The 25,348-nt window shown below is 55.7% G+C and carries 23 protein-coding genes and 5 pseudogenes; 16 read left to right on the top strand and 12 right to left on the bottom strand.

Translation table 11 applies throughout. The annotated features are described in order from the left end of the window. Positions 1–88: 88 nt before the first annotated feature. Both nifH and ACS4RR_RS25965 read right to left on the bottom strand, forming a co-directional pair. Positions 89–982: a nitrogenase iron protein gene (gene nifH / locus ACS4RR_RS25970; protein ID WP_011654205.1), complete on the bottom strand. Its 894-nt coding sequence runs from the start codon at positions 980–982 to the stop codon at positions 89–91. A gap of 589 nt (positions 983–1,571) precedes the next feature. Beyond that, positions 1,572–2,876, bottom strand: a complete 1,305-nt coding sequence (locus tag ACS4RR_RS25965) for an asparagine synthase-related protein (protein ID WP_456190367.1) — start codon at positions 2,874–2,876, stop codon at positions 1,572–1,574. On the opposite strand from ACS4RR_RS25965, the gene ACS4RR_RS25960 reads away from it, so the two are divergent. The 3 genes from ACS4RR_RS25960 (at position 2,856) to ACS4RR_RS25950 (ending at position 4,744) form a co-directional block, all read left to right on the top strand. Further along, on the top strand, positions 2,856–3,497 hold the full coding sequence (locus ACS4RR_RS25960) for a RhiA family protein (protein ID WP_456190218.1): 642 nt from the start codon (positions 2,856–2,858) through the stop codon (positions 3,495–3,497). The two genes, ACS4RR_RS25965 and ACS4RR_RS25960, sit on opposite strands and share 21 nt — an antisense overlap. A 49-nt stretch (positions 3,498–3,546) precedes the next feature. Beyond that, on the top strand, positions 3,547–4,206 hold the full coding sequence (locus ACS4RR_RS25955; protein WP_131604695.1) for a phage tail protein: 660 nt from the start codon (positions 3,547–3,549) through the stop codon (positions 4,204–4,206). 88 nt (positions 4,207–4,294) lie between these two features. Further along, positions 4,295–4,744: a protein rhiC gene (locus ACS4RR_RS25950; protein WP_131664060.1), complete on the top strand. Its 450-nt coding sequence runs from the start codon at positions 4,295–4,297 to the stop codon at positions 4,742–4,744. A 218-nt stretch (positions 4,745–4,962) separates the two neighbouring features. On the opposite strand, the gene ACS4RR_RS25945 is transcribed toward ACS4RR_RS25950, so the two are convergent. Then, on the bottom strand, positions 4,963–5,706 hold the full coding sequence (locus ACS4RR_RS25945) for a helix-turn-helix transcriptional regulator (protein ID WP_456190217.1): 744 nt from the start codon (positions 5,704–5,706) through the stop codon (positions 4,963–4,965). Positions 5,707–6,064: 358 nt separating this feature from the next. Between ACS4RR_RS25945 and ACS4RR_RS25940 the strand changes: the two are divergent. Further along, positions 6,065–6,207, top strand: a pseudogene (locus tag ACS4RR_RS25940) (IS6 family transposase); the annotation flags it as partial. Here ACS4RR_RS25940 and ACS4RR_RS25935 read toward each other — a convergent pair. Continuing rightward, on the bottom strand, positions 6,204–6,854 hold the full coding sequence (locus tag ACS4RR_RS25935; RefSeq protein ID WP_456190216.1) for an outer membrane protein: 651 nt from the start codon (positions 6,852–6,854) through the stop codon (positions 6,204–6,206). The pseudogene ACS4RR_RS25940 and the gene ACS4RR_RS25935 overlap by 4 nt on opposite strands. A gap of 919 nt (positions 6,855–7,773) precedes the next feature. On the opposite strand from ACS4RR_RS25935, the pseudogene ACS4RR_RS25930 reads away from it, so the two are divergent. The 4 genes and pseudogenes from ACS4RR_RS25930 to ACS4RR_RS25915 form a co-directional block, all read left to right on the top strand. Continuing rightward, positions 7,774–7,966, top strand: a pseudogene (locus tag ACS4RR_RS25930) (SfnB family sulfur acquisition oxidoreductase); the annotation flags it as partial. Positions 7,967–8,252: 286 nt separating this feature from the next. Beyond that, positions 8,253–9,107 carry a calcium-binding protein gene (locus tag ACS4RR_RS25925; RefSeq protein WP_011654216.1) on the top strand — a complete coding sequence of 285 codons (855 nt, stop codon included), beginning with the start codon at positions 8,253–8,255 and terminating at the stop codon, positions 9,105–9,107. 358 nt (positions 9,108–9,465) lie between these two features. Further along, on the top strand, positions 9,466–9,810 hold the full coding sequence (locus ACS4RR_RS25920) for a Mu transposase domain-containing protein (protein ID WP_456190366.1): 345 nt from the start codon (positions 9,466–9,468) through the stop codon (positions 9,808–9,810). Next, a pseudogene (locus ACS4RR_RS25915) lies at positions 9,731–10,127 on the top strand (ATP-binding protein); the annotation flags it as partial. The gene ACS4RR_RS25920 and the pseudogene ACS4RR_RS25915, both read left to right, overlap by 80 nt. Positions 10,128–10,261: 134 nt before the next feature. On the opposite strand, the pseudogene ACS4RR_RS25910 reads toward ACS4RR_RS25915, so the two are convergent. From ACS4RR_RS25910 to ACS4RR_RS25875, 8 genes and pseudogenes are all read right to left on the bottom strand, one after another. Beyond that, positions 10,262–10,578, bottom strand: a pseudogene (locus ACS4RR_RS25910) (IS110 family transposase); the annotation flags it as partial. Positions 10,579–10,783: 205 nt separating this feature from the next. Next, positions 10,784–12,232, bottom strand: coding sequence for an efflux transporter outer membrane subunit (locus ACS4RR_RS25905; RefSeq protein WP_456190215.1), 1,449 nt, complete (start codon positions 12,230–12,232; stop codon positions 10,784–10,786). A gap of 167 nt (positions 12,233–12,399) precedes the next feature. Next, entirely contained in the window at positions 12,400–12,885 is a 486-nt protein-coding gene (locus tag ACS4RR_RS25900; RefSeq protein WP_011654219.1) for a MaoC family dehydratase, read from the bottom strand. A 77-nt stretch (positions 12,886–12,962) separates the two neighbouring features. After that, positions 12,963–14,789 (bottom strand): glutamine--fructose-6-phosphate transaminase (isomerizing), encoded by a 1,827-nt coding sequence (gene glmS, locus ACS4RR_RS25895; RefSeq protein ID WP_456190214.1) that lies wholly within the window; start codon positions 14,787–14,789, stop codon positions 12,963–12,965. A gap of 571 nt (positions 14,790–15,360) precedes the next feature. Then, the gene (gene nodL, locus ACS4RR_RS25890; protein WP_003551796.1) at positions 15,361–15,933 is read right to left on the bottom strand and encodes a nodulation O-acetyltransferase NodL; all 573 of its coding nucleotides are present in this window, start codon (positions 15,931–15,933) and stop codon (positions 15,361–15,363) included. A 593-nt stretch (positions 15,934–16,526) separates the two neighbouring features. Beyond that, the gene (locus tag ACS4RR_RS25885; RefSeq protein WP_003551798.1) at positions 16,527–17,738 is read right to left on the bottom strand and encodes a beta-ketoacyl-[acyl-carrier-protein] synthase family protein; all 1,212 of its coding nucleotides are present in this window, start codon (positions 17,736–17,738) and stop codon (positions 16,527–16,529) included. Continuing rightward, positions 17,739–18,017 carry an acyl carrier protein gene (locus ACS4RR_RS25880; RefSeq protein ID WP_011654221.1) on the bottom strand — a complete coding sequence of 93 codons (279 nt, stop codon included), beginning with the start codon at positions 18,015–18,017 and terminating at the stop codon, positions 17,739–17,741. It abuts the gene before it with no gap. Between the two features lie 645 nt (positions 18,018–18,662). Then, the gene (locus ACS4RR_RS25875) at positions 18,663–19,595 is read right to left on the bottom strand and encodes a LysR family transcriptional regulator (protein ID WP_003551803.1); all 933 of its coding nucleotides are present in this window, start codon (positions 19,593–19,595) and stop codon (positions 18,663–18,665) included. 258 nt (positions 19,596–19,853) lie between these two features. Between ACS4RR_RS25875 and ACS4RR_RS25870 the strand changes: the two genes are divergently transcribed. The 8 genes and pseudogenes from ACS4RR_RS25870 to tnpB all read left to right on the top strand — a co-directional run bounded on the left by ACS4RR_RS25870 (position 19,854) and on the right by tnpB (position 25,277). Further along, the gene (locus ACS4RR_RS25870) at positions 19,854–20,444 is read left to right on the top strand and encodes a NodA family N-acyltransferase (protein WP_003551805.1); all 591 of its coding nucleotides are present in this window, start codon (positions 19,854–19,856) and stop codon (positions 20,442–20,444) included. Further along, positions 20,441–21,091 carry a chitooligosaccharide deacetylase NodB gene (gene nodB, locus ACS4RR_RS25865; protein WP_011654222.1) on the top strand — a complete coding sequence of 217 codons (651 nt, stop codon included), beginning with the start codon at positions 20,441–20,443 and terminating at the stop codon, positions 21,089–21,091. Before ACS4RR_RS25870 ends, nodB begins: the two co-directional genes overlap by 4 nt. Before the next feature lie 22 nt (positions 21,092–21,113). Continuing rightward, a complete protein-coding gene (nodC, locus tag ACS4RR_RS25860; protein WP_456190213.1) occupies positions 21,114–22,391 on the top strand; it encodes a chitooligosaccharide synthase NodC in 1,278 nt (425 codons plus the stop codon). Positions 22,392–22,428: 37 nt separating this feature from the next. Beyond that, positions 22,429–23,463 carry a nodulation factor ABC transporter ATP-binding protein NodI gene (gene nodI / locus ACS4RR_RS25855; protein WP_011654224.1) on the top strand — a complete coding sequence of 345 codons (1,035 nt, stop codon included), beginning with the start codon at positions 22,429–22,431 and terminating at the stop codon, positions 23,461–23,463. Between the two features lie 3 nt (positions 23,464–23,466). Then, positions 23,467–24,246: a nodulation factor ABC transporter permease subunit NodJ gene (nodJ, locus tag ACS4RR_RS25850; RefSeq protein WP_131604687.1), complete on the top strand. Its 780-nt coding sequence runs from the start codon at positions 23,467–23,469 to the stop codon at positions 24,244–24,246. A 7-nt stretch (positions 24,247–24,253) separates the two neighbouring features. Next, a pseudogene (locus tag ACS4RR_RS25845) lies at positions 24,254–24,422 on the top strand (DUF982 domain-containing protein); the annotation flags it as partial. 70 nt (positions 24,423–24,492) lie between these two features. Continuing rightward, the gene (gene tnpA / locus ACS4RR_RS25840) at positions 24,493–24,924 is read left to right on the top strand and encodes an IS66-like element accessory protein TnpA (RefSeq protein ID WP_204333213.1); all 432 of its coding nucleotides are present in this window, start codon (positions 24,493–24,495) and stop codon (positions 24,922–24,924) included. Beyond that, positions 24,921–25,277 carry an IS66 family insertion sequence element accessory protein TnpB gene (gene tnpB / locus ACS4RR_RS25835; RefSeq protein ID WP_456190212.1) on the top strand — a complete coding sequence of 119 codons (357 nt, stop codon included), beginning with the start codon at positions 24,921–24,923 and terminating at the stop codon, positions 25,275–25,277. Before tnpA ends, tnpB begins: the two co-directional genes overlap by 4 nt. Positions 25,278–25,348 lie beyond the last annotated feature (71 nt).

Raw genomic sequence — 25,348 nt, 5'->3', positions numbered from 1 at the left:
GGAAAATCCGGCTGAAGCCACATCGGCGAAACCTCCCTCACGGGATGGCGGGTGCTTTGCGTGTCGCTGCGCGCTCGTGTCAGTGTGATCACTGGGCAGCTTTCAACTTGGCATCCCTGGCTTGAAGTTCGGCAAGCATCTGCTCGTCGGTCTTCATGATCCCGAAATCGAGAAGCATGTCCTCAAGCTCTTCCATGGTGATGGGGGTCGGGATGGTGCCTTTGCCAGAATTGTCATGTATTCTTTGGGCAAGTGTTCGGTACTCGGCCGCTTGCTGAGAGTCCGGCGCATATTGGATCACCGTCATCTTTCTAAGCTCGGCGTGTTGGACAATGTTGTCGCGTGGCACGAAATGGATGAGCTTGGAATTGAGTTTGGCAGCCAGCGCTTCGGCGAGGTCGAGTTCGCGATCGGTTTGACGCTCGTTACAAATGAGGCCGCCCAGGCGTACGCTGCCGCCTGCAGCATATTTCAGGATGCCCCTGGCGATATTGTTGGCCGCATACAGCGCCATCATCTCGCCGGACATGACGATATAAATTTCCTGAGCTTTGTTTTCACGGATCGGCATCGCGAAGCCGCCGCACACAACGTCACCGAGCACGTCATAAGACACGTAGTCGACATCGTTGTAGGCGCCGTTCTCCTCGAGAAAGTTGATCGACGTGATAACGCCACGTCCCGCGCAGCCGACGCCTGGCTCCGGGCCGCCAGACTCCACGCATTTGATACCTTTATAGCCTACCTTGAGCACGTCTTCGAGTTCAAGATCTTCAACCGAACCTCTCGTTGCAGCGAGATCAAGAACCGTATCCTGGGCCTTCGAGTTCAAGATCAGGCGCGTAGAATCGGCCTTAGGGTCACAGCCGACGATGAGGATCTTCTGCCCATGGTCCACAAGGGCGGCTAGCGTGTTTTGGGATGTAGTGGACTTGCCAATGCCGCCCTTTCCATAGAATGCGATCTGACGCAGAGCTGCCATGTTTGGCGTTCCTTCATGTGTTCGAGGCAATGCGGTTATCCCGCAACGTGGATGCGGAGGCCGTTCCGCTGCCTCGCAATAGCTCACAAGATTCGTGCCAAGCAGGCCGATAGAGATGACGAACAATAATTTACTGCGATTCCAGTTATGTGGGCGCAAAGATGCGGGATTGAGAACAGGAACGCTTGTCACGTAACCGACAAAGGTGATGACAATGTCGAATATCTGACCAGCCGACAGGATGTCTCATTTATCCATGTGTAGCTTCTAGGACCATTGTTCGAACAGCCTGTATCCCATCACCAGACCAGCAGTAACGAATTCTGATCACTTGCGGCAAAGGGCTGTTTCCGGCGATGATCAAGCGCCATGTCACTCGACTACGCCACGGCTAGCGATCCACTTCACGAGGAAGACGTCATTGACGCGGCGTCTGGGCGCGAGCGATGGCAAATGTTCATATAAGTCTCGCTCCAGAAGCACGACATTTCAAAGTGGCAGCGAACCCATCGGCCTCGTTCCGCGGCGATGCACGGGTTACCAATTGCAGGCGTGTTGAGGTCCCCGCTGCGTTAGCGGGTGATCTCCTTCAAGTTCCGTCAATTCGCCGAAGCATGTGTTCAACGTTAATTGCGTGGAAGATAAAGCCGAGCTCGCCAAGCGGAGAATCGTATCGGATGTCGTCTATTGTGGCGATCAGGCGGTCAGCATCGATCAGTCCCAGTTCATGCAGCAGGCAACGACGGGATAATTGACTAGTGATCTCGCTAGCACCGATAGTCAGCGAGCCGGTCAGATAGTGTTCGAAATTTTCTCTTATAGAAACTCCGAAGAACCGTTTTGGATATCCAAGCCGTTCCAACATCCGGCGATGCAGCGCCTTTTCGTGCCTCCAGGCCAAAGGCAAACTCCGATAAAATCGTACGGCTTCTGGCTGGGCGAATGGGCTAATTGGCCATATGCCATGGCTCGCAAACAAAGGAGCCCGCGCGGCGTGTGCCTCCAGTACCGAGATCGGCAGAATAGGAAAGGGTGCCCGATCGCAGCTTGCTGCATAGTCGGGCAATTGGTTTTTGAGCACCAGCGTCATGGCGGAGGGAAAGATCGCAGGAAGGAATGCATCGCTAACATTACGAGCGAACTGCTCGTGATTTTGCTCGAAAGCATGGGCCATTAGCAACTCATCACCGCCTGTACCGGTTGCGACCGCCCGCGGGGCTGAGGCAGTTGCGAGCGACTTCAATAGTTGATGGAGAGGCCGCTGCAGATCGGCATTGTAGGGAGCGGGGACGTAGTCGCTACTCACTTCGAACCCACACGGAACCATTGGTATCGTGTCAACACGCAGCGTTTGGTCGCGAAAGCCGAAGTGCTCGATTGCTATTTCGCGCCGCGAAGTCTGTTGACTACGAGCTGGTCCCTCGACCTCCAAGGCATAGGTTTGCAGGGCGTCAGGATGCTGCCCCGCCAAAATGGCGGCAACGACCGCCGAATCCAATCCTCCGCTGAATTCGCTAGCCGTGAGAGCGGGCGTGAGCGGCCAGCGACGCAGCAGGGTGTCGATCAAATGGCATGCTGCGGCGGCAACATCGGCCCCATCCACAAGTGGGGTCGGAATGAAATACGGTGCCGGAGGGGGATATTTCGTCTCCACGGCTCCCATCCTGTCGATGCAAAGTGACGCGCGCTCCGTCAGCATGAAAACACCGCGAAACATCGTGGTTGTTGCATAGGGGAGCGTCCCCACAAGACGCAGGCCAGCTCGGTCCGTGTCGACGTCGGCGAGAGTCATGCCCGAATAAAAGTCCGCTATCGACCAGGAGAGATCAATGCGCTCGCCGCTGACCTTAATATAAAGTGGCGCAACACCCCCATGTCCGGCGCTGAAGGTCACCGTGCCCAAGGAACGCAATATTCGTTATTGCTGAAGAATCAATCGGCGCAACCTTGGACCTTCTATGTCTATCAAAAGATGCCTCAACCTGTTGCCAATGTCTTCTCCTTGGCATGGTTCTGCTCTCCGTATCAAATTCGGGTTGGCAATCAAATCAAGTTCACTTGGGAGCTCGCCTATAATTTCGTCTGGAGCGACACGGGACAACTGATTCCTGGCGTGGACTTTTTTGCCTCCGGGGTGGAGGACTGCAGCCCCAGCGGGAGAAACACCACTACTTTTTCATTAAGCGATGGACCTGGCCTGACCGCGCCGATCAAGGGGGATCCTGCAGGATCACTGGTCATCAACGATGCTGGCAATGTGCCAAACAACCGGTTCTCCGTGGGCATCGGCATGTCCGGCACAGGGACTTATGTTGCACAAGCGGGCACCAATCTGCTCCACACGTTCACGCCAACTCCGAGCTATTGGATTGCGGCGGGAACGAATGTCACTATCGGGTCGGTGCTCAGCATCGACACGATCACCCAGACCAGGGAAGCCAAGTTTCCCTCTGCCGTCTTCAATCTCGTAGGCGTGCTCCAAGAGGACAACACCTGGGACGTCAACCCGGCTTGATGGCAGGGTGAATTGGCTTCAGCTCCGCCCGTCAGGGCGGAACTAATACATGGGAGTGCCTGTTGTTGCTGATAATTGGCACTCCTTTCCTCACACATCAATATTGCCCGAGGAACCAACGATGTTTGCAGGGCCTCCAATCGGTGCGATTTGTCCCTTTGCGGGGCAAGTTGCCCCTATCTCGAGCTCGGTCAATACGATCTGGAGCAACACACCCTGCGCAAGCTCTGGCGTGGCTGCGGGTACAAATGCGGAAGCTCCTATCAGCTACGTCGAAGCCCAAGGATGGATACTTTGCGATGGGCGCTATCTCAAGGCAGCCGCCTATCCAGAACTCTACGCCGTTCTCGGTGGACTCTATGGAGAGCGGAATTCTACGGCCGATCTGGAATTTCGGATTCCAGACTACCGTGGACTGTTCCTGCGCGGTTTCGATGCCGGTGCCGGTATGGACCCCGACGCGAAACGACGGCTGGATCCAACTGGCAACAATGTTGCAAATGTTGTTGGATCACTCCAATGCGATGCTCTGCAAATTCATTCGCATCCCTATGAGATAACGACGCCGTCGGGAATTTCGCAACAGGGCAGTGCCGCGGGAACTTCCATTTCAAGCAAATCGACAGGCTCGCCGGAAAGTCCGGCACGCACCGCTCTTGAGACGCGTCCCAAGAACGTGGCCGTGAACTACCTGATCAAGTTTCGGTAACTTGAAAGGGGCGCAGGTCCTTTCATTCGATTCAGAGACATCGGTCCGGAAGCGACATCTTGCCGGCCGGCAAAAGAGGAGAAGTTTAATGACTGCTACTTTGAGAGCTTTCGGATGCCTAGCTGCTTTCGCTCTGACGGTCACCTTCGCGCAGGCGGCCGCGGCTGAGGAGCATCAAAAAGGCAAGGTCGCAGCGAAGCCCGTAGAAACTGGCGTCGTGATCCGCGGCGTCACGCTTGCCGGTCCGGTTGGAAATCCGGGAACGTCAACCGGGAAAACATGCGACTTCAGCGGTGAGCCCGTGGATCCATCGGGGCGTTTGGAGGGGGCAAGCGTCAACTGCAGGCCAAATGGCAACCAGGCGAATACAACGCCAGGGCTACCCGCACGCTTTAACGCGTATTGCATGATAAATGCGCCGGTTAAAAGTGCGCGGCTGATCCAAGCTGCCCGACCAGAAAATGCCAACCACTGCGATCTGTCGGGGATCACCCCAAAAGACGCGACTGGTCAATTCGGGGGGGCCGTCTGGCGGTAGGGGGTCATTGGACGACTTCTGGGGAAACAAATTCAAAGCACGTCCTCGCAGCCCCCCAATCGATGCTGCCTGCTCGACCTACCGAAAACTGTGTTGCGCCTGTCTATCAATTCAGACGCAGATTTAGCTCTGCATTTCAACGGGGCTACTATCTGATCATGATGGCTGTCGTGATCCAACAGGCCCGATCTTTGAAGTGGCCGAAAACTCCATATGCTTCAGCGAATGATTCTGAGACGAAAGCTTTCGGCAATCATCTGAGGTGTATTAACCACATTGAGCTTTCGCTGGATGTTCAAAATGACATTTTGAATGGTTCGATGGGATCGTCCGAGAATCGTTGCGATCTCTATTGCTGTTTTGCCTGCGGCACACCAATGGATGATTTCGCGCTCTCGCGTTGTGATCATGGGTAAGGCCTGAATGTTTCGACTGGCATCATTCCCAATTTGGGCGCGGAGCAAGCTGTGCGCGTAAGCCGCCATCAGATAGAGCGCGCTTCGGTCGCAGGTTGAGAGCTCTACCTTTTCCGCTCCAAAACTGACAATCGATTGAAACCCAGCGGCAGTGTGTAAAGGAACGCTGAAGCCGTCAATCAACTTGAATTCGCGTGCCTCATCCATGACACGACGGCTCTGCCGATCGAGTTTTTGATCTCGCAGAGCTTCCGACCAAACAAATGCGTGATCGCATGTCTTGCTAAGATGCACTATGGGGTCGGCGTGGACATAATTGTTTTCACGATAACGATCAAACCACCCGACTGACCAATTGCCCAAAACGAAATAGGAATCAATTCGCTCGATAGGCGAGGGGATGCCGGATATCGCGAAATAACTAAACCCGAAATACTGCGAAATTTTTCCAAATAAGAGTAACACATCGTCTTTGCTCTTTGCGCTGGCTGACTCTGACAGGAAATCGAACACCAGATTCGAGACCGCTGAGGATTCTTCCTTCACGACAACCTCCCGGTTCGGTGCAAGATTAACTTCCTCACATCTAAGCAGTGAGTGTCCAGTTCCGTGGGCAGCTAAACTCTGAAAACCATATTATATACCCTTGATGCATACAACCAAAAAGCGCATCTTCAGGCGGGATCGTCCTCGGCAAACCGTTTGGCGCCGCTCGTCTGAAAAACAATTCGAGCCGTCAATTTTAACCGAGTGCGTCAGCCCGATCGCCATAGCTTCGCATTCACTCGGAACCGTACGGCAGACGACTGAGAACTTCAAAGCAGGGCCTGTCGCAAATTTTGGCGCTCAACGGTATGTTGACATGGGAAGATGATTGCCGTTCCGAAAGTTGTGGAGCGAGCCGATGATTCTGAATGCTATTGCCGAAAAGCTGAAGCGGCAATCGATGGATGGTTTCAAGCGCCGGAATTGTTCGAGGCATGGCTGATCGTGCGGGCGGTTGCCTTGTATTTGGGTTTTGCTCAAGGCTTCAGACGAATTCGTCAGAAGCGAAAGTTTAGGCCCGCCTCAATTACATTATCGTTGAGGTCGGACCTTGAGCTGATGCCTCCACTCGTGGTCGGGACGGCGTTGTTAATGACGTAGTTGTACTCGATCTTTGCCGACATGCCGCCCGAAAACGCGTGCTCGACGCCGCCACCAAAGAGGTAGCCCTGTTTCCAGCTATCCGGCCCGGATTTCCATTTGTCCGATCCGGATACGAGGCGGTGGCCCTCGAACTCGGTCGTTGTGACGCCCGCGGTGCCGTAGACGAAAGTGCGATCAAAGCCCAAGCCAGCCTTCGCTTTCGCGGCACCTCGGAAGCGGCTTTCCACGTTGCCGCCGGGCACACGTACTTCGTTGTTCAAGTAAGAGCCTTCCAGTTCTGCGCCGAAAACGCCCGATCCAGCCTGGAAATTGTAACCTACCTGAGCGCCCACCGCTGGGGCGCGACCATTGTTGAACGGGTTGAATTTGGAGGCCGCGACACCTCCATGAAGACCGGCGTAAGCCCCGGCCCACGAGAAGGTTCCCGGTGCGTCATAAGAGGGGGCGCTCGGAACGCTGTGGTCAGCTAGATCGGCCGCCGACGCGCCGCATGCCATTAGCATCGAGACGCCCACGGAGAAGATTTTTCTTTTAATTAGCGACATATGTAACTCGATAACGAACGAAACTAACATCCGGTGCTGGGCTGGACGCGCAAGGGTCTGCAAACCACGCCTTACTCGCGGAGAGGGCATCATGAGCTTCCATGAGAAAAGCCAAATCGCTCGACTGGATCAAGTTTCGCCTCGCGTCCGTTGGGTCTTGAGTCGACCCGACGCTCTTCGGGACATAGGAGGCGTTGTCCCTGCTGTGCTGGAGCCTTCCTCCTGGACCATAGCCCCCGACGTTCCTCCCTGCGACAGCCCTTGCCGTTGAATATTTCAGCATTGTCATACCTGCTTTCATAAGCAGACTCTCTACAATTACCTGATTTAAGACAAGAGATGCAGAGGATATATTTAATCGTATATTCGTTTATGTTATATCAAAAATCGGTAATGGATTGATACTTCGCCATTTAAAGCAAACTTATACGTCATATATTTTCAAATATATTATAGTTTATTTTCCAGCTGGTGGCACAAGCATTTGCCGCGCCAACAAATTTAGGCTCGCACAACGAAAGCGCGACTGTAGCTGAGCTTATGCCACGACAGAATTCACGACGCTCGTCCGGGCGGCCAGATCCGCAGAGCGTCCCTGCCACTCCTGGTCCAGGAGCCTGTAATCCGCAGTGATATGATCGTCGGTCAGCCAATGGGTGGGGCCGAGCGGCTGCCGACTCTGCGGTGCGATGCCCGATCCCGAGGCCGGTTCAGCCGTCTGGGCAACTCGCGAGTAATGGGTAAGCCGCCCGTCCGACTCCCACCCCGCCGTGTTGGGCTCACCGTTGGTGGAGAAGCGTGTCATAGGGAAGCGTCGGGTCGGCTTGAGGATATTCAGAACATTGACGGCGTCGTCGAGACCAGTATCTCGGCGCTGTTCCTGCTGGTGATCAGCATCGCAATTTGTTCTTCCTGAGCCGTTGCGGAAGCCCAGATCGTTACCGCCGAAGCGAAGATACTCAACGCGCTCGACCCTTGCAGAGCACGGGCTTGATCGCCACTGGCGCAACGCCCGCACCCATACTCTGCACGACCCCGTCCGCTGGAAGTACGCCATTTTGGGTAAGTATTTCCTGAACGGCGAGAAGCCACCGCTCCACGCCTGGAGCTGAGGTTTTCGATCTGCAAAGCACCCTGAGATCAGGTGCTCTGCAGATTTGTCTTCAGCGTATACGAGGGAAGAAGTTGTGGCCTTCGTCAACGGCCGCCGATCGTCATAGCCCCCAGTCGTTTTCATATCTGCCGGCCAACTACGAAGGGCGTGCCGTGCGGCCGAGATAAACATTTTCGCATCCGTCATTCAAATAGGTCATATCAAAACAATGGATTTCACTAATTCGCTCTTGGAAAAGATAAGGGGCACAGGCGGCGCCCGTTGCCTAATAAGGAGTATATGCGATGAATATCAAAGGCAGTGATAACGGCAGTTTTATCAAAGGATCCCCTGAAAACGACATAATCGATGGCGGCAAGAAGAACGACTGGATTGATGCCGGCAACGGCGATGATCGGATCAAAGCTGGTGACGGCCAAGACAGCATCACGGCCGGTCCGGGCCATGACATTGTCTGGGCCGGGAAAGGCTCAGACGTAATCCATGCCGACGGTGGTGACGATCTCTTGTACAGCGACGCCTCCTACCCCTTATACGTCACCGACCCTCACCGCGTAATACCGCATAGCGGCGAGGGCGATGACGTGCTCTACGCCGGCCCTGGCAGCGATATACTTGTGGCTGGTGACGGCGCAGATGTTCTGACTGGCGGCGACGACGGCGACGCCTTCGTGTTTCGGTTCCACGACCCTATGGTTGGAACAACGCACTGCTATACGAGTGTGATGGATTTCGACACGAAGCAGGACCGCTTTGTCCTGGACGCCGCAGATTTCGGTGGTGACCGGAATCTGTTTGATGCAAATTTCATCAATCATTCCAAGGGCTTTCCGGGCGAATTTGTGGACACCTTCTACAACGGCGCGGCCGAAGGCGCGCACGGCGAGCACGTCGTGGTAATCACTGATCGAGGCTTTGCGTCTGCCGCTGCCGCCGCGACTGCTATTGATCACGAAGCCCGCGGTGACATCATTGTCTTCCATGATCAAAAAACTCTCGGTCAAGATGGCGAAACTCACGGTGCGACACTAGCCTATGTCGATTCTGCGAACCACGCGCATGCCTTCGCTCATGTCGACAATCTGCACGACATGTCGGATCTTACCTCGCTTACGGCGGAAAATTTCGGCTTCATTTAATTCGATGATCCGAGGAGCGTTCCACCCTTGGGGCGCTTCTCTTTTCCAACATGGCGCAGGGAACTGAAAATAGAAACGACGTGATTTTATTGATCGACTGCACCAGTAAAGGTACGCCATTGAAACAAGTTCTCGTCGCCGATGACGACGCCGCCATGCGCCACCTGCATCCTGGGGCGGTTGCGCAAGCTGACTTTCTTCTCGCTGGCTGAGGCCAATGCCGCTATTGGCACTTGATCGCATCAACGATCACCTCATGCGTCGATTGGGTGTTTACCCGGCGGCAAGTATTTGAACGTGTCGAACGTGCTGCGCTCGCTAGCCTCCCGGGTGAAACTACGAATTCGCCGAATGGCGTCTGCTCCGTGTCTCGACCGATTATCACGTCGAGTTCAAAAGCTTCTTCTATTCCGTCCCTCATGCCCTCATTCGCCAGCAGGTCGATCTTAGAGCAACGGCGCGCACCATCGAGATCTTTTACCGCGGCAAGCGCATCGCCGTCCATCAGCGCCGCTATGGCGGCTGTCGTCATGGATCCGACCCAGATCACATGCCCAGTTCCCACCGGCGATACGCTGAGTGGACACCAGATCGCTTTCGGCGCTGGGCCGCATCCATCGGTCAAAGCATGCCGCGAGGATTTCTCCGTTGCATACCACCGCGTTCCCCGGCTGTTCGCCACGCTCGCGCTTGCAAGGGGTGACGGGCGATACGGCAGAATCCCCAAATCTATCGCCAAGACCGACCTGCTGATCCTCGATGACTAGGGACCGGAAAAACTCAACGATGATCAGCGCCGCGATCTTCTCGAGATCATCGAAGACCGCTACGAGCGTCGCTCGACGATCGTCACAAGCCAGGTGCCCCTGGATCGCTGGTGGGAAATTATTTCAAACCCAACGCCGCCGATGCGATACTGGATCGCCTCGTTCACAACGCCGAGGCATCGATCTCATTGGCGAAAGTATGCGCAAACAGCGTTCACCGATGGCGCTTGAAACACAGCAAAGCTTGACCTGACACAAAACCCGATCCAAACATCAAACAGACCCAGGATCAGCCCGAAAAATAGCCGGCTTCAAATCGGAATCGGTGGCCGGTTTCATCGGAATAGGCACCCAATGCAACATCTGAAGATCGACCTGATCGGCTTGCTTAATGCCAACGAAGCGCATCGTCGGTCGCCTTGCAGCTTCTGCGATCGCCGCAGCATCGATGATGTCATTCTTGTTCGATTTTGCGTAGACTTCACTGCGCCGGGATGATGCGGACGGAATGCCCCATCGTCTGCAACTTGGCGCAAGCCATTGGGAACCCGGACGGGATTCCATTCCGACAAGCGTTCTGTTCGCTCGTTCGAAGAACTGCAGTAGCGTCTCGCGCCGGAACTATCCAGGCCGACCACGTGGAAGAGGTTCTTTCCGATATCGATGCCGAAGACGGCGCATTGGCGCAGTTGGTTGCGATCCATAATTTCAGCCCTCCTTTGCCCACCTCCGTTATGCTCTCGGGAGACAGGGCGGACCATCCCATTAGCTCTAAGCCCTGCTCGTAAGCGGGAGGTGGTGAAGGGCATGTGCCGCGATTGGACGACCTCCCGGCCGGCGCCAATACAACTCAGGCGCTGGCGCGCTAATGACTTGATCAGGTTAAACCATCCCGCATCCAGCGCTCGGCTATTGCGAATGTGCGGATTGGATGTTTGCATTTGCGGCTGCAACCGTCGAGGCCTCCCTGGGTGACGCGACTTTGGGAGCCGCAAAACCACCGCGGATTGCTACATTCAACCGCACGTGATCCTTGGCCAGTTGCTGGATCGCCGCAGCGAGGCTCGCCTGAGCGCTGGACACCTGCCTTTGCGCTTCGAGAACATCGAGGAGAGAAGAGGCGCCATCCGTGTACGAGGCCGTCGAAAGCTTCAGTGCTTCTTCGATCGTTTCTACTTGCCTGCGACGTGAGTTCTCTGTGTGAACGTCGCGTCGGACGGCTGTCAAAGCGTCCTCGACTTCCTGCACAGCTGTCAGGACGGTTAATTTCCAGCTTATGTAGGCTGCTGCGGCGTCCGATTTAGAAGTCTCCACGTTTGCCCGCAAACGGCCGCCGTCCAGAATTGGGAGGTCAAGGCTCGGCCCGAAGGACCATTTCAAGATACCCCCGTGACGGCCGCGCTGCTTCATATAGGAAGGGGTGATCGAGCCGGAGAGCGTTATCGCGGGGTAAAGCTGTGCTTCCGCCACGCCGATCTGTGCAGTCGCGGCGGCGAGATCCCGTTCAGCCTGGCGAATATCAAATCGATTGCGAATAAGATCGGCGGGAATGCCGGCATTGATCTTTCCGCGATAGACCGGCTGCCCTTCACTTTTCTGCAGTTGCTTGATCACTGTTTCCGACGGCAAAGCGAGGAGGGCCGCAATGTGATGCGCCGACACGCGAAAATTCAGTTCTAGCCTTGGTATTTCGGCAATCGTCGATCGGACAAGTCCTTCGGCTTGCAAGACATCCAGCCGGGAAGCCGCTCCCGCTTCGACTTGAAAATTCGTGAAATCGTAGGTCTCCTGGCGGGACTTCAGGTTCGCTCGGGAAATCGAGACGCGCTGCTGGTAGTACCGGGCGTCGATGTAGGAGGAAACAAGATCTTTGATTAGAGCTAGCTTTGCGGCGTCGACAGCCGCATGCGCAGAATCAAGAGAAGCCAGTGCGCTTTCAGTGCTGCGCCGGTACTGACCGAATACGTCCAGCAGCCAGGTCAACGATAGTTGCACGCTGGAGATATTCTGTGTGCTCGTGACATCTCCCCCTTTGCCGATCTCGCCGCTTGTCGTGTGTGATGCCTTGGGAAGGCCCCCGGCGCCAGCGATGGTGACGTCCGCGGCGGCGGCATTAACCCTTTCGAGCGCCTGCTGAACACTGAGGTTCTCATCCAGGCCGGAGGCAACGTACTGGTTGAGCGTACGATCTGAAAACGAATCCCACCACGCCGACACCGCAACATCGCCGGCGCTCTGTTTTGCACCCTCGGAAAACTTCTCCGGCAAAGGCGTTTCCGGCGGTGCATGGTCGGGCCCGAGCATGCAAGATGACAAAAGTAGCGGCAACACCGCAGCGGCCAGACGGAACGAATGCAATCAATCAGCCTCCATTACAGCGAAATTCAACTCAAACCCGTTTCGCCTGCCCGAAGGATGATGCCAGCGCGCAATTGCCGACGCAGCAGATCGAGAATTCCGGCGTGACACTACGAAATCGCGTGCAGCCAAAACAACAAGTCGACACCCGCTGGCGCGAGCTGGCGTCAAATCCCTTTAGGCCTGTCGTTCGGATCAAACTGAATGATAGTGATCCAATTAGCAGTGAGTGCCGGTCGGTTCTCGTTCTCGATCTCCACCGTAACCTCGTAGGTAGTCACCAGCATGCTTGCGCCGCGAAATTGACATTCAGAGAGAACGAAGCGACCGCGCACACGGCTGCCGGTCTTAACTGGTGACATGAAACGCACCCGGTCTAAGCCGTAGTTAAGGCCCATGGTCTGCTCGCGGATCTTTGGCATGCCGCTGAAGTTCATCGCCGACAGAAGCGAGAGTGTCAGGAAGCCGTGAGCGATAGTGCCACCAAACGGGCTTTCGACTGCCGCGCGTTCCGGGTGCACGTGGATGAATTGATGATCGTGTGTCGCATCGGCAAAGAGATCGATTGTAGTTTGATCGACGGTGATCCATTCGGATTTACCGAGCTCCTGGCCAATTCGCGACGGCACGTCGGCGAGCGAAAGTTCGTGCATACGACCTCACTTTTTTGATGTCTGATCAAGTCCTGGATTTTCCGGGAGGCGATTTGCGATCTAACCAATCGTCACAATCATTCGACTGTGACCGATTTAGCCAGATTCCGCGGCTGGTCCACATCTGCCCCCATAACGACCGCGGTATGATACGCAAGAAGCTGCAGCGGCAGAGAGAAGATCATCGGCGCGATAATCTCCGCAACATCGGGTAATACGATAGTGTGCATGGTGGGAAGCTTTGACATCGAAGCTCCCGTTTCGTCGGTGATCAGAATGATGCGGCCGCCGCGGGCGGCCACTTCCTGCATATTGGAGACAGTTTTATCGAAGAACCGATCATGTGGCGCGATGACAATGACTGGCATATTTTCATCGATCAGGGCGATCGGACCGTGTTTTAATTCTCCTGCCGCATAACCTTCAGCATGGATATAGGAAACCTCCTTGAGCTTCAGCGCACCTTCCATGGCCAATGGGAAACTCGTGCCGCGGCCGAGATAGAGCACGTCGCGGTAATGCGACAATTCCCGAGACAAGAGTTCGATCTCCGGCGTGATGTCGTTCAGCACCTGTCGCATAACGCCCGGCAAGGTCGCCAAACTTTGGACGAGCACCTGTTCCTCGTCGTCTGTGATCGTGCCCCGCGCCTTGCCTGCGCCGATGGCTAGCGCAGCGAGAACAGCAAGCTGGCAAGTGAATGCCTTGGTAGAAGCAACGCCGATCTCTGGCCCGGCGAGGATCGGAAAGATGGCATCTGCCTCGCGGGCCATAGTTGATTCTCGCGTATTGACGACAGCGCCTATTCTCAGACCATGTGCTTTGCAATAGCGCAGCGATGCAAGCGTGTCAGCCGTCTCACCAGATTGAGAGATGAAGAGCGCTGCCGACCGCGGCGACAACGGGATTTCTCGATAACGGAATTCAGAGGCGACATCAATTTCAACGATTAAGCGTGCGTAGCGCTCGAACCAATATTTGCCAATTAGTCCCGCAATATATGCCGTGCCGCAGGCGGAGATCGCGAGGCTCTCAACCCCGGCGAAATCGATGTCGGTTGAAGTCGTTGTGACATGACTATCGTTGACATTGATGTAGTGACCAAGAGCACGGGCGATGACCTCCGGTTGCTCGTAGATTTCCTTCTCCATAAAATGCGGGTGATTGCCCTTGCCGACCAGGTCTGCGGTAGCAAGCGATATGTGCCGTGGGCGCGTAACGACATTGCCTTCGATATCGAAAACCTGGACACTCGTTTTGCCTACAACAGCCCAATCGCCATCGTTCAGATATGTGATGTCATTGGTGAACGGAGCAAGAGCGATCGCGTCGGAGCCTAGAAACATCTCACCATCGCCGTGGCCTATCACTAACGGTGGTCCATTGCGCGCCACCATTATGGTCGCGGGATCATCCTCAAACAGGATGGCAAGAGCGAAGGCGCCCTCGACGCACTTCAACATGGCATGCATTGCCTCAAGGCATCCCATGCCATCCCGGCGGAATTTTGTCAGGAGATGCGCAATCACCTCGGTGTCCGTGTCAGTCTGGAACTTGGCCCCTACCTCCGCCAATGCGTCCTTTAGCTTGGAGAAATTTTCGATGATGCCGTTATGAACAACGGCTACACCATCGGTAAAGTGCGGGTGAGCGTTGCATTCTGTCGGTGCGCCATGGGTCGCCCATCGTGTGTGGGCAATGCCGACAGTGCCGCTCAGGGGCGCTTCCTTCAATCTCGTTTTAAGGTTCCCGAGCTTGCCTTCCGCACGGCGCCGGTGCAATTCTCCTTCGAAGATCGTAGCAACGCCGGATGAATCATAGCCGCGATATTCCAGCCGCCCCAAGGCTTCGATCAGCCGCTCCGACACGGGCTTATGTCCCACTATGCCAACAATCCCACACATGCTCGTCACCCATGTCCCAAGAGCCCCCGACAGGTAATCAGGAGGCGGACGCCGCTCGGCGCGTGTCCTCCAGCGCGTGCTAATAAATCCAAACAGATTAGTAAAATTGATTGTTGGGATAGCTATCATCCACGATATGGATGTCGCCCACTCGGGTTGCGTCGATTAGACGCTGTAGGCAGCGCATGATGCCTTCTGCAAAGTGTCGACTGATAAGCTACGACCGGGGCGTGGGGCCTGCCTCTGAAAATGTTCGCGCCAACAGGAATTGTTATTTGCCGACGACATGCCGCCAATTGTTTTTCATCGGCGCACGGGCTGAAAGGCAATTCGTTTTTCTGCAGGTGAAGCGGTATGTGTCTGCGGGCTGACCCTAAGGCGTAGTTGCCCCTTTGCATGCAAACATGATCACGAATCGGTCAGCAGGACTGCGCAGCCGCATTTGCAAAGAGGTTGGCGTCAGAGTGAAAGTGCCGACAGTTGGAACCGAAAGGGCCATGGCGGCCAGAAGTCCGTTCGCAGAAGCAAAGAAACCAGCCCTTTACCGCCGGATTTACCCCAAGGCCTGCTTTTATGATTTCGGCAAGCGTCCACCAGCCTTGACCCGAGCTGGATTTCCCATGGCCGTGCTTCCTGCAGGAACATCTCGCGTGACCACACTACCAGCGCCAATGACAGCGTGATCGCCAATTGTCACGCCCGGGAGAATGATTGCTCCACCGCCAATCCAGGCGTGCCTGCCAATGCTGACAGGTCGTCCCAACTGCAGTCCAGCCTGGCGCTGCTCTGGATCATGTGGATGGTCCGCGGTGTAAATCTGCACAGCAGGGCCTATTGCGGTTCCGTCACCGATAGTTACCGCTGCCACGTCAAGAATGACGCAGTTGTAATTGATGTAAACCCAAGCTCCGATCCGGATGTTGAACCCGTAATCGCAGTGGAACGGAGGACGAATAACCGCTCCAAGCCCGACTGCTCCCAATCGTTCTAAAAGGAGCCCATTCCACCGCTCGGCGGAGTCGCCCAGCGTGTCATTATACCGCTTCAACCAAGCCCCGGTGAGGAGCAACTCGGCTTGGATCTCGGGGTCCGCTGCGTTGTACATTTCGCCTGCTAGCATCTTCTCTTTTTGGCTGCGTGTCATCGTATCTTCTCAGATCTTGTTCGTGGGGGTGGTCGGTGATTGCCGCTGGAATTCAACTAATAACGGCAGAGCTCACAGAGGAGTAAACAGCAATCTTTCCCCTTTGGCGGCCGGTTGAAGTCGTCTGCTCAAGCGAGGCAAATCCTGCACAAGGGGCTGACGGCACCAGCGACCTTGCGTTTCACCAGCTCGGGGAGGGCACAATCAGATGTGCGGATTCAACTTGGCAGGTTCCGTACACAGCGGCAAGCGCCCCAAAAACACCGGACCAGCGACTAATTCGCGATCAAGCTGGCACCTGGCGGGATATCGGGTGAAGGCAGAGGTGGAATCGAAAGCAACACTCCTTATTCGCGGGCAGAAAAGGTGAGGCCTAAACTTTGGTCGCCGGCGAGCCGCGTGAGAGCTCCCGGCGTCGAAAAATAGCGGGCTCCAGCTCCCCGCGACACGTGGTGAATTCGGTGTAGCGTGAGCTTTCAGATGCCTGAGTATCTGCGGAATTGCAGCGAAGCCTTGCTGAAGGGAATCGGCGGCGCCTGGTTCAGGCATTTGCTGCTGGCCCTACAAGGGGTTCAATCGTGACGGTCTTAACTTCATGGCACCTGCTTGAACGCAAGGACAGCATTCATGCCGCCCATGGCGAAGGCGTTGCTCATGGCCACGCGCACCTTTCGCTCCCGGGGCACATTAGGGGTCACATCCAGGTCACAATCGGGGTCTGGCTCGCGATAGTTGGCGGTGGGCGGCACGACACCTTCTTGGATCGCCATCACGCAGGCTATCATTTCGAGCGCACTTGCTGCCCCGAGGCAGTGCGCGTGAGTGGATTTGGTAGAAGAGATGGACATCGATCGAGCATGGTCACCAAAGACGCGCTTAATCGCCGTCGTTTCGATCTGATCGTTGGCCTTGGTGCCGGTGCCATGGGCGTTGAGGTAGTCTACATCCTCGGCATTTAAACTCGCATCAACAAGGCAGGCGCGCATCGCCGCCTCCGGCCCATGCACAGCTGGTGCAGCGATGTGGTAGGCATCGGCGGAAAGGCCGATGCCGGCGACCTCGGCAAGCATCGTTGCACCGCGGGCGGCGGCATGCTCATAGCTTTCCAGCACGGCCATGCCCGCACCCTCGCCCAAAACTAGTCCTTTCCTGTCGGCCGAGAATGGCCGGCAAGTATCTGGAGCGAGTACGCGCATTGCTTCCCATGCCTTAAGCACGATCCACACGAGTGGCGCGTCGCTTCCTCCAGCTAGCATAACGTCCGCCCTACCGAGCTTGATCTGATCTACCGCTGAAGCGATCGCATGGTTGGCCGAGGCGCAGGCAGAGGTGGCACCGAAGACTGGCCCCCGCAGCCCGAGGTTCATGCTTACCTGACAGGCAGCCGCGCTAGGCATTGCCTTTACCCCAGTGAATAGCTCAGTGCGAGTCGCGCCGCCCAATAGGAGGGTGCGGTAGGCCTTCTCGGTAGCGTCCCAGCCGCCAAAGCCAACGCCCACTGTCGCGCCGAAACGGTGGGCATTTCCTTCATTGCACGAAAGGCCGGCCTGTAGCATGGCTTGTTTAGCTGCAAGCACGGCTAGCAGGCTGAAGCGGTCCATGGAGATGAGCTGTTTGCGATCAATGTCGTGTTGAGGCAGCACCTTGATCTCGGTCCCGATCATCCCCTTCAGCTCATGAATCTCTGAGTTTGAGATCGGGCCGATGGCGGAGCGGCCTTCGCGCATCTCCGTCCAGATAGAGGAAGCATCGGTGCCCAGTCCGCACAGTCCGCCCAATCCGGTGATAACGACGCGCCTGTCCATTCAGACCTCCTTGGTGAGCAAGCCACGGACGGCTTCCACCACGTCGCCGATATTGTTGAGGTTCGACCAGGCATCGGCCGTATTCATCTCGATCTTAATGCCGTAGAGCTGCTCCAGATCCCAAAGGACATCGGCCAAACCCAGCGAATCGATGCCAAGTGAAGTCAACTCAGTGTCAGTCGTTATTTCGCCGAGGGCTACGCTCGTTCTTTCGCCGTTTTCAGCTTTGACGAGCTTATTGATCGCACTGATAATTTCCAGTGTGAGTTGATCAGCCATTTGTATTCCTCTCCATCATGCCTAATTTCGACAAGCCGACGGCCTTGCGAGAAGGCTCGATCTAATTGCTGCGAACATCGGAAGATGTTCCGGCTCGTCTGCGAAGTGACGACAGAAACCAATAAAACTTACCGGAATCTCGCCGCGCGGCTGCCCTGCTATGGATCATATGGCATCATTGGTAAAATTGATTGTGTGGATCAAAAGCATCCACACTATGGATTGTGGCTCGACATATTGCCGCGGCTAACTTCTCGCGCCGGCGCCGTTGCAAATCCTCAAGAACAAGTATTGCGGGATCGAAAGTAGAGCTTCGGCTACTATCCCGGGTCGGCGCGTTGCTCAATTTCGCGCAGAAGCGCATGTGCGGAAGGTCGGGGAAGTCGCCGCAGCTGGATGCTGGTTTCCGCGATGGGCCGAACATAAGTTACAGGAATAAAGTTTTGAATCACTTTTGCATGAGGCCAGGGAAAGCATTACGAATCGCACCTTCTCAGATAGAAACGATCGCTCTCGGCAATAGCTTCGATTGCTAGCTGAGCTGAGGCGGCGGGGGGCCGCCTGTAACGTAATACCTCCTTTGGGAACACAGCCAATGCGTATGGATCTAATTACTGGGGCTGTGAAATGAGCCGACGGTGCCGCTTACGACGTACAACTTTCCATCTCAGATTCCATGCGCAAAGCCTCTTGGATCATAATCTCGCGCATCCAGATGTTTCCAGGATCAGTGTTGTGAAGAGCCGGCCATTGGACAGCCTCAGTGAACGAAACAAGCGGCAAAGGATGCTCAATGATTCTTAGTGGGATAGTTCGTTCGTAATGTTTGACCAGCCGCAGGGGGATGGTTGCTATTCGATTAGTGCCAGACAGCAATGGCGGGATCAAGTTAAACCCCGGGACGACGAGCTCAATACGCCTCTTGAGGCCGTGCTGCATCAATAGCCATTGCTCTACGGAAGGCTTGAGACCACGTCCGAACTTAGCCGCAACATGTCCCATGGACATATATTGCTCCAAGGAGAGCTGCCCTTGTAACTGCTCGTTCGTAGGGCAGCCGACGCACACCAGTCTCTCTTCGAAAAGCCTTGCCTTCGGATGGGCGCCGGACATGAATAAGTCCGGGAGGATCAGAAAATCGACATCACCACGGCGGAGAAGCTCCTCCGGATCGTCGTCAAGTGGCAGCAACTCGAAGCTGACTCCTGGCGCCTCCCGAGCTAAGCGCAGTATTATCTTGTCGAAGAAGACCAGTGCCATGAAGTCTGAGAGGATAATTCTGAATCGGCGGTCGGACTCCGCTGGGTTTATTGGATCCCAAGCGATAACGGAGAGCTGAATATGCAAGAGGGCTTCGCGAACAGCGGGGGCAAGTGCCTCTGCACGCGGGGTCGGAACTAGCTCCCGTCTCTGCATGATAAAAAGGTCGTCGCGGAAATAGTCGCGCAACCTAGAGATGGCAGCGCTCATGGCGGGTTGGCTGAGGTTGATGCTGCGCGCCGCTGCTGTGAGCTTGCGCTCGGTCATTAGAGCGTCGAGTGCTACAAGAAGGTTTAGATCTAGGCCTTTAAAACGCATGGGTTGAATATCCATTCCATAGATGATTGCCATCCAAACAATCAATTTTACCAATCTTTCGGATCACTTATAGAAAACCCGGAACTTGATCAATATCAGGACCAGGAACTAAAAAACGAAGCGCCGGGCAGGGGCCCGATTTGAGACTCTTACATCTCTTAACCGCTCGATTGCCTAACCGGCAATCCAACAAGTATGCGCAACAATATCGCGCAGCTCTGATCGTGGTTGGGCGAAGAAACAACTTGGAGCTTTTGCATGTCTTCTGAAGTGCGATGGAAAATATGCTGGGAAAATGAGCTGGAAGCTTCCGACCACGCGGAACTCGCCGATTTTTTTTGCAAGACCTATGGGCCGACGGGAGCGTTCAATGCCAAGCCGTTCGAGACTGGCCGAAGCTGGGGTGGTGCGAGGCCCGAACGCCGCGCAATCGCATATGACTCGCACGGCGTCGCTAGCCACATGGGCTTGTTACGCCGCTTCATAAAAGTCGGTACGACTGATTTGCTTGTGGCCGAGCTAGGCCTGTACGGAGTGCGACCGGATCTAGAAGGATTAGGCATCGCTCACTCGGTCCGCGCTATGTTTCCGATTCTGCGCGAGTTGAGCGTTCCATTTGCTTTCGGAACAGTTCGCCACGCCATGCGGAATCATATGGAAAGATACTGCCGAGACGGTACCGCAAATATCATGACCGGGCTGCGTGTGCGCTCGACGCTTCCAGACGCGCATTCCGACCTGCCAGCCACGCGCACTGAAGATGTCCTCGTATTGGTGGTTCCCGTCGACCGTCCAATGACTGAGTGGCCCGCGGGCTCGTTGATTGAACGAAACGGGTCGGAACTATGAAGCGGCCCGCATATATGAGCGAAGTACCGGTCAATCACACAAGCGGCCAGGAAGCTCGCTGCGTTTACTTGACGTTCGACGACGGTCCTAATCCATTCTGCACGCCGCAAATCCTGGATGTTCTAGCTGAGCACCGCGTTCCGGCGACATTTTTTGCCATCGGCTCATACGTGAAGGATCACCCCGAACTCATTCGGCGTCTTGTGGCGGAAGGTCATGATGTCGCCAATCATACCATGACGCATCCCGACCTCGCCACCTGCGATCCCAAGGATGTGAAACGTGAAATAGACGAGGCGCATCAAGCTATTGTCTCGGCCTGTCCCCAAGCCTTGGTCCGGCACTTACGAGCGCCTTACGGGGTTTGGACTGAAGACGTCCTTTCAGCATCGGTGAGGGCTGGACTTGGAGCCGTTCACTGGTCGGCCGACCCTAGAGACTGGTCTTGCCCGGGCGTCGACGTGATCGTTGATGAGGTGCTTGCTGCTGCTCGGCCTGGGGCAATCGTGCTTTTGCACGACGGGTGTCCTCCCGATGAGGTGGAGCAATGCTCGCTTGCCGGACTCCGTGACCAGACGCTCATAGCACTCTCTCGAATTATTCCGGCACTGCATAGCCGCGGATTCGAGATTCGTTCACTTCCCTGAAACACTGGACAAACGAGAAACCATGACCCTGCTCGCAACAACCAGCATCGCCGCCATCTCGCTTTATGCAATGCTCTCCACCGTTTACAAGAGCGCGCAGGTCTTTCATGCTAGGCGGACAACGATCTCAACAATACCTGCGAAAGACATTGAAACCAACCCCGTGCCAAGCGTTGATGTCATCGTGCCGTGCTTCAACGAGGACCCAATCGTTCTTTCGGAATGCCTCGCGTCGCTTGCGGAGCAAGATTATGCCGGAAAATTGCGCATCTATGTAGTCGACGACGGTTCCAAAAATCGCGACGCGGTTGTGGCTCAGCGCGCTGCCTATGCAGACGATGAGAGATTCAACTTCACAATTCTCCCTAAAAATGTTGGAAAGCGCAAAGCGCAAATCGCCGCTATAACCCAGTCCTCTGGGGATCTCATTTTGAATGTGGACTCAGACACCACGATCGCCCCCGACGTCGTATCTAAGCTTGCCCACAAAATGCGGGATCCAGCAGTCGGTGCGGCGATGGGCCAAATGAAAGCCAGTAACCAGGCGGACACCTGGCTAACTCGCTTGATTGACATGGAGTACTGGCTTGCCTGCAACGAGGAGCGCGCGGCACAAGCTCGCTTCGGTGCAGTTATGTGTTGCTGCGGCCCATGTGCGATGTACCGTCGGTCTGCTATGCTTTCGCTGCTCGATCAGTACGAGACGCAGCTTTATCGCGGCAAGCCGAGTGACTTCGGCGAAGATCGCCATTTGACGATTCTCATGCTGAGCGCAGGCTTTCGAACTGAGTATGTTCCGAGCGCCATCGCGGCGACAGTCGTTCCAGACACGATGGGTGTTTATCTACGCCAACAACTACGGTGGGCACGCAGCACCTTTCGGGATACTTTGCTTGCGCTTCCTGTACTGCCTGGTCTCGATCGGTATCTCACGCTGGACGCAATCGGGCAAAATGTCGGCCTGCTACTTCTTGCGCTGTCGGTATTGACAGGAATTGGCCAGTTTGCGCTGACCGCCACACTGCCCTGGTGGACGATCCTGGTCATTGGATCCATGACTCTTGTACGCTGTAGCGTGGCTGCCTATCGCGCCCGCGAACTTAGGTTTTTGGGTTTTGCTCTCCACACGCTCGTGAACATCTTTCTCTTAATTCCCTTGAAGGCCTATGCCCTTTGTACCCTATCCAATAGTGACTGGCTGTCGCGCGGATCAGTCGCGATTGCGCCCACTGTTGGGCAGCAGGGCGCTACCAAAATGCCAGGGCGGGCTGCATCTGAAATTGCCTATAGTGGCGAGTGATGAACGCGTCACTGCAGCTCAAAATCTGGGACAAGAAATGAACGGGCAATTAACGAATTTGAAGACGACGATCGCTGATCGGCACCAGGATCATCTCATCCTATCGGAGCGGCAGCACCAATGGAAATTTAAGGCAATGGATTCGCCTTCTGGCTCATTGTCCCCAGTCGCAATCGACCTGGCCGGCGTTTCGAAATCATATGGTGGTAAAATCGTCGTCAATGACTTGTCGTTTACTATCGCCGCAGGAGAATGTTTTGGTCTTTTAGGACCGAACGGCGCAGGTAAAAGCACGATCACCCGTATGATCCTAGGAATGACGTCGCCGAGTGTAGGCAAGATCACTGTACTCGGAGCGCAGGAGCCGGGCCAGGTTCGCTTGGCGCGCGCGAAAATCGGGATCGTGTCTCAGTTCGATAATCTCGACCTGGAATTCACGGTCCGTGAGAACCTTTTGGTATACGGCCGCTACTTCCGCATGAGCACCCGAGAAATCGAAACGGTCATCCCATCGCTGCTTGAATTTGCGCGACTTGAAAGCAAGGCGAATACGCGTGTGGCAGACCTATCGGGAGGAATGAAGCGGCGCCTCACTTTGGCGCGTGCGCTCATTAATGACCCGCAGCTACTCATTTTGGACGAGCCGACCACCGGTCTCGACCCACACGCGCGCCACTTGATCTGGGAACGACTTCGATCGCTTTTGGCACGCGGCAAGACAATTCTTCTGACGACCCATATCATGGAAGAGGCGGAGCGCTTGTGCGACCGGCTGTGCGTGCTTGAAGCTGGCCGAAAGATCGCCGAAGGCCGACCGCATGCCCTGATCGAGGAGCAGATTGGCTGTCCCGTGATCGAAATTTATGGTGGCGATCCGCAGGAGCTAAGTCTTTTGATCAGGCCAAATGCTAGGCGACTGGAAATCAGCGGAGAGACCCTGTTCTGCTACACGCCTGATCCAGAGCAGGTGCGCGCGCAACTGCGTGCATATTCGAACCTGCGCTTGCTGGAGCGTCCACCAAATCTAGAGGATGTCTTCTTGCGGTTAACCGGACGCGAGATGGAGAAGTAGACGATGGGCGTAGCAACATTACCCGCCGGCGGTTTGAACTGGCTCGCAGTTTGGCGCAGAAACTATCTGGCTTGGAAAAAAGCGGCGCTGGCATCCATTCTCGGAAATCTAGCCGATCCCATAATATACCTATTCGGGCTCGGCGCTGGATTGGGAGTGATGGTCGGGCGCGTTGACGGCGTATCGTACACTGCATTTTTGGCGGCTGGAATGATCGCGACAAGCGCGATGACTGCTGCAACCTTCGAGACTATCTATGCGGCCTTTGGCCGAATGCAGGGCCAGCGCACCTGGGAAGCAATGTTGTACACACAGCTCACGCTAGGGGATATCGTCGTTGGGGAAATGGCGTGGGCAGCAACCAAGGCGTCGCTCGCAGGCACCGGTATTGGTATCGTCGCCGCCATGTTGGGATACACTCACTGGCTGGCTCTTCTCTATGCTCTTCCGGTCATCGCCATCACGGGCTTAGCCTTTGCGAGCCTTGGAATGGTCGTCACGGCCCTCGCGCCCAGCTACGATTATTTCATATTTTATCAAACGCTGGTCATCACACCGATGTTGTTCTTATCAGGCGCGGTCTTTCCCATAGACCAATTGCCTGTAGCGTTCCAGCAGCTAGCGGCCTTCTTGCCCTTGGCACATTCGATAGATGTTATCCGCCCGACGATGCTGGGCCAACCAATAACCAATGCCTGCCTGCATATCGGTGTTCTCTGCATCTACATAGTTGTGCCATTCTTCATGTCGACCGCATTGCTTCGGCGGCGACTAATGCGGTGACGGATGCTGCTTCACATCATCATCAGCACTCACGCCGGTTTTGGGGGCGAGGCCCGGCATCCCGCAAGATCGCATGGACGCTGGGCGACACGGCGCGTCTTCTGATCAACGCATGGCCTTGCGATGACGGCGAGGAATACGTGGTTGCTATCAAAGCTAGCGCATTGAGCGGTAAGCGCCGTTTTCCTCCCACCTCTCGGGTCGCCGGCTGATCGTTGATGTTGTGCCCGAACAGGGCTTCGACATATGACGATTACAGGGTTTACGCGTAGCACCAAGGCCGATGAGATGGTGCAGCGGTTTGAGGTTTTCACTGGATCAGGTCGCCGCCGCGAATGGAGCGACGAGGAGAAGCTTCAGATTGTTGCCGAAAGTCATAGCGGCGAGATGTCGGTCAGCGCTGTTGCGCGGCGGCACGGTTTGTCGCCCGGTCAGTTGTTCACCTGGCGGCGGCAGTCGCGGAGCCCATCGGAGCAGACGTCAACGCCGATGTTCGTGCCAGCGGTGATGGATCAGCCTGCAGAGATGCCTTTGAGACGGCGAAAGACGATGGCTAGGAGCACGCCGCTAGCAGTCGCCATCGAGCTGGAGATTGACGGTGCGATACTCAGGATCGCATCTGGCACGGACAGCGCGACCATCGCAGCGGTCATCCAAGCCATGAAGGCATCGTCGTGATTGGCCCGTCTGGTGCGGTGAAAGTCATGATCGCCACCAAGCCCGTCGACTTCCGCAAAGGCGCAGGGGGATTGGCCGCATTGGTGAAGGCCGAGATGGGTGCCGATCCGTTCTCCGGCACAATCTATGTGTTCCGGGCCAAGCGAACCGACCGCATCAAACTGATATTCTGGGATGGCAGTGGCGTATGCCTGGTCGCCAAGCGGCTTGAGGATGGCGAGTTCCATTGGCCCCGAATGCAGGGCGGCGCGATGCATCTGACGGCCGCGCAATTCTCGGCTTTGTTCGAGGGACTCGATTGTAAACGCGTGCATGCGCCAATCGAAACGCGCACCCCCGTTAAGGCCGGATAGCGGCCGCGACCAATTGAATCAGCCGCATCCAATAGCTCGTTTTGCGAGGCCAGATATGCTGTTCTTGTCCC

Origin of the sequence: Rhizobium zaerense, assembly GCF_051810725.1 — a bacterium.
Classification (GTDB): domain Bacteria; phylum Pseudomonadota; class Alphaproteobacteria; order Rhizobiales; family Rhizobiaceae; genus Rhizobium; species Rhizobium leguminosarum_I.
Note: the sequence above shows the minus strand (reverse complement) of the source record. Positions and strands in the feature narration are given on the sequence as shown.